This window comes from Bacteroides sp. HMSC067B03, from assembly GCF_001811315.1.
GTDB classification, from domain to species: domain Bacteria; phylum Bacteroidota; class Bacteroidia; order Bacteroidales; family Bacteroidaceae; genus Bacteroides; species Bacteroides faecis.
On record NZ_KV804429.1, the window covers coordinates 1 to 4,176 of the forward strand.

6 protein-coding genes are annotated in these 4,176 nt (G+C 37.9%); 5 read left to right on the forward strand and 1 reads right to left on the reverse strand.

The genetic code is table 11. From position 1 onward, the window contains the following. Nucleotides 1–59: 59 nt before the first annotated feature. Together HMPREF2794_RS21380 and HMPREF2794_RS21385 are read left to right on the forward strand one after the other, a co-directional pair. Nucleotides 60–626: a phosphoribosyltransferase gene (locus tag HMPREF2794_RS21380; protein WP_005868760.1), complete on the forward strand. Its 567-nt coding sequence runs from the start codon at nt 60–62 to the stop codon at nt 624–626. Nucleotide 627: 1 nt separating this feature from the next. Then, the gene (locus HMPREF2794_RS21385; protein ID WP_005868759.1) at nt 628–1,242 is read left to right on the forward strand and encodes an SLOG family protein; all 615 of its coding nucleotides are present in this window, start codon (nt 628–630) and stop codon (nt 1,240–1,242) included. A 193-nt stretch (nt 1,243–1,435) separates the two neighbouring features. Here the strand turns inward: HMPREF2794_RS21385 and HMPREF2794_RS21390 are convergent, their stop codons facing one another. After that, nucleotides 1,436–2,599 carry an IS4 family transposase gene (locus tag HMPREF2794_RS21390; RefSeq protein ID WP_005868407.1) on the reverse strand — a complete coding sequence of 388 codons (1,164 nt, stop codon included), beginning with the start codon at nt 2,597–2,599 and terminating at the stop codon, nt 1,436–1,438. A 261-nt stretch (nt 2,600–2,860) separates the two neighbouring features. On the opposite strand from HMPREF2794_RS21390, the gene HMPREF2794_RS29080 reads away from it, so the two are divergent. From HMPREF2794_RS29080 to HMPREF2794_RS21400, 3 genes are read left to right on the forward strand one after another with little or no spacing between them, the layout of a single operon-like run. Beyond that, nucleotides 2,861–3,022: a hypothetical protein gene (locus HMPREF2794_RS29080; RefSeq protein ID WP_007564662.1), complete on the forward strand. Its 162-nt coding sequence runs from the start codon at nt 2,861–2,863 to the stop codon at nt 3,020–3,022. 13 nt (nt 3,023–3,035) lie between these two features. Then, nucleotides 3,036–3,485, forward strand: coding sequence for a DUF3791 domain-containing protein (locus HMPREF2794_RS21395; protein ID WP_005868755.1), 450 nt, complete (start codon nt 3,036–3,038; stop codon nt 3,483–3,485). Next, nucleotides 3,482–3,964 (forward strand): DUF3990 domain-containing protein, encoded by a 483-nt coding sequence (locus HMPREF2794_RS21400; RefSeq protein ID WP_005868753.1) that lies wholly within the window; start codon nt 3,482–3,484, stop codon nt 3,962–3,964. Before HMPREF2794_RS21395 ends, HMPREF2794_RS21400 begins: the two co-directional genes overlap by 4 nt. Nucleotides 3,965–4,176 lie beyond the last annotated feature (212 nt).

Genomic DNA, 4,176 nt, shown 5'->3' on the forward strand with positions numbered 1-4,176 from the left:
TAAAAAAAGGTCTTTAAATCTAGCTGAAGCATAAGTTTAATTTTAATAGATAAAAGACTATGGCACATCAGAGTAAATATCCTAGTTTAGACAGACAATGGCATAAGATGATGTTTTCTTTCTTTGAGTATCTTCCTATGCAATATCGGCAGGCAACGGAAAGAGAATGGCAAATTCGTAAGATGATATGGAGTTTTAAGGATGGAAAAGCTTATTTGAATATAGCTTGGATGATAGCGAATAAGTTACATCAAGTTTTTGGTGATGATGTTAAGAATATTGTTTTTGCTTGTGTTCCGGCTTCTTCCGCTGATAAGAATGAACTTCGTTATAAGGGGTTTGCTTCGGCTGTGTGTAAGTTTTCAGGTGCTATCAATGCGTATGAACATATACGTGTCAGTGGAGATCGTTTGGCTATTCACGAGAAATTTGACAGCAAGTCGCTTCAAAAAGTACAAGTGATAGAATTTGACAAGGACTTTTTTCGGGGTAAGAAAATCTTGGTATTTGACGATATTTTAACAAAAGGGTTTTCGTATGCTCGTTTCGCATGTCAGTTGGAAAAAATAGGAGGTGAGGTTTTGGGAGGTTTCTTTTTAGGTAAAACAGTTGTCCGTATGTTATAAGATGAAAGAAAAAGAGAGTTATATAGAGAAGCAGAAGGATATCTTTGGAGATACTACTTGGTTCACTTATCGTTATGAGGTGAATGGAATGGTGTATGAAACTTCGGCAGGTTCGTTGGATATATGTAGAAAGGCACGTGATAAATGGATGAAAATGATGTCCGTTGCTTTTACCGGTCATAGAACGATACGAACAAATAAATATGCTTTGTCCGTATCGTTGAATGAAGAGGTACGTTTCTGCTATGAGAATGGAATCCGTTTTTTCTATATTGGTTGTGCGGTTGGATTTGACATGATGGCTGCTCATACCGTACTTGAACAAAGGAAACAATATCCCGATATGGTTTTGGTGGCGGTTGTTCCTTATGTCGGGCAAGATGTGTATTTCAACAAAGAGGACAAACAGAGGTATGCTGATATTTTGCGCCAAGCCGACAAGGTGGTAGTTCTATCCGAATATTATTATGCCCAATGCTATGCCCACCGTAATGATTACATGATTTCACACGCCTGTAGGCTGATTGCCTATTGGGATGGAAAATCTGCCGGAGGAACTTCTTATACGTTTAACAAGGCACAAAAAAAGAAATTGGTGATATACAATCTGTTTTGATTCAGATTGTATATCGTTGTTTTCCAGCGGTATGATCAAACGTGGCGATGTCATACTGTCTGGTTGCTGTAAGTGCTAATACTTCCGATGCAAAAGAGAAAGACACAATAAATATGAAAAGCAATGATAGATGAATTTTACTTAATTGTTTTACCTTTGTAAAACATTAGTGTCCCATTAAAATTGGGACGAATTAAAAATTAAATAAACTTGGCCCATTTGGTCCGAATCGTTCTTTGTCATTTTGAAATTTAGTTTTATCAAAGAGGTCTCTCAGATGAGTCTTATCAGTCAATGAGATGCTCAGTATTTGTAACACTTCATATGTACTTCTGTTCAGTTGCATATCGTGTTGAATGATTGCCACCAAACAGTAAGCGCATATAGCAGCATATATCTGTATTCGAACAGCATTCTCTGTAGTTCCCCAAAATCTTTTGATTTTAAGGTGCTGCTTGAGCCATTTGAAAAACAGCTCTACCTGCCAGCGATTTTTATAAAGTTCAGCAACTTGAAGCGCAGATATATGCATCGCATTGGTTATGAATGTAAATTCTCGTTCTTGTTCTTCATCCCAATATTTAACCAATCTAAGTGGCTCTGGATAATATTGTTTAGGATAGAATCCTGTCAGAAATACACTTGCGTCTGAAAGCACATTCTTAGGCAGCCTACGTTTCCATTGGATGGATTTGTACCCGAGATTCTTTTTTGCTCTGACAACAAAGTAGGCTTCAATTTGATGAATTTTATACAGTATTTTGAAGTTGTTATAACCGCGGTCAAAGATGTAATAAGAGCTTGGTTCATAAGGAATTTCAATCATAACTTTAGAATCGTGTACGGATGCTTCCGTGATATGAAAGAATGCAGGAATCTGTGTTTCCACATCATATAATGTATGCACTTTGATACCACCTTTCTTTTTGCGGAATTTTGCCCACCAAAAGACTGAAAGGCACAGGTCAATAGTAGTCGAATCGAAAGCATAAACGTTACCGCCAAGTTTGAAAATATGATTAGCACACTTTTGTCGTGCTTCGCTAACCAGGTAGTAAGCATATTCTTCAAAGATGTGATAGTCTCTATCTTGATTTGCTCTTGCCAGCGATGACTTTGATACATTTTTACCCATTCCTAAATGATAACATTTGGAATGATGAGCTTCAAGAGCAACTATCAAATCTCGCAGACTTTCACGATTAGAAAGTTGACCAAACATCAAAGCAAGTAGTTGATTCCAGCAGGTGAAGTGCTTCACATATTTATCACCATCATACTTGGTGACTATGCGGTTAAACTTACTTCGATTCAGAAATGAAGCCAATTGAGCGAAAACGTATTTGTCTTGGAACATATGCCATCGGATTAATCTGATGCAAAGCTACAAATTCAAGTCCGTTCGCTCGGAAAATCGCTGTAACTAACTAAATTTCAAATATTTCAAAGAACTCTTTTAGATTTTAATGGGACAACAATGTTTGTAAAAGGTAAAACAATATGCGTTTTTCAGATACAGAGAACAATATGACCTTTTGCATAGGTGTGTGTTGGTTAGGAACTCCAAATATGGAGTCGTTGCAGAAAATAATGATGAACTTGAATATTATTGATAAGGATGGAAACAATGGAAGCTAATGAACTGATGCGATATGCCTATGAATTACTGCAAGGGCATTCGAATGAAGAATGTGCCCGAATATTAAGAGAAGTGGTGGCCGAGTGTCAGGTGTGTATAAAGAACTGTGAAGAAGGTGTTTTCGAAAATATGCTAAAGTAATAACAACAAGAATATGGAAATTACTCATAAAAATCAAGGAGAACTTGACTCAACCATGCTCCCATTCGTGATGAGAGAGCTGGTAGAACTGGTCATGAAGAAAAAGGCATTGCCTTTAGGCGATGCACTGTATTATATATATTCTTCCAAGTTGTATAAATCTTTGCTGGATAAGAGTACCAAGTTATGGTATTCAAGTACATTGTCGCTTTATGAAACATTGGAGAAGGAAAAAACAGAAGAAAAACGACGGTATAACGGTGACACGAAGATCCTGCTTTTCAAGATGTTCTGCATTGAGAATTATAGGGAGGAAAAGAAACAAAGTGCGGAAGAAACCTTGTTGTTGTTTTCGGACTATGGGGTTTTTGATTTTTTGGATGAGACTTTTGAAATGCTTCATACCCAAGACCCCGAATATATATTAGATACTATAACGACTTATATCAATAAAAGAAAATGAGACTATTTCATGGATCTACAGTTACCGTGAAACGCCCTAATATACAGAAAGGACGGAAGGCTACGGACTTTGGGAAGGGATTTTATACGACAACCAACTTTGAACAAGCAAAAAAATGGGCTTTGTTGAAGAAGAACAGGGAACAGAGCGAAAAAGCAATCGTCTCTGTTTATGAAGTTCCCGATGATATTCTTGATAGGGAATATCCGGTTCTTCGGTTTATGGGTGCGACAAAAGAATGGCTGGAGTTTGTTGTCAACAACCGCAGAGGAAGAGAAAACGGTGACTATGACCTAATAATGGGGCCTGTCGCAAATGACCAGTTATATGCGACAATTCGGCTTTATGAACAGAGAGTTGTTACGGCTGAAGCCGCTATTGAGATGCTGAAAGCGCATAAGTTGTTCAATCAGCTTTCATTTCATACGGTAACAGTCGCTTTGTTGTTGAAGTTTGTTGAATCAATTGAAGTGGGGTAAAGAATATGTGAAGTGAAAATAGGGGGAAGTTTATCCCCCAATGGTAAGGTTGTTTTTTGCGTCCACTTAGTTTTTTCCCACCCACCCTTTCAGCGGAGTGACTGCCCGGCAGTCTGTTGCTTACCCATATGTCCTAGCCTTTTAGGGCTGTAGATAGGTAGTTGGATATTTCGCTGCCAAATCGGCAGTCCGCTTCAATCGTTTGCTTGCTT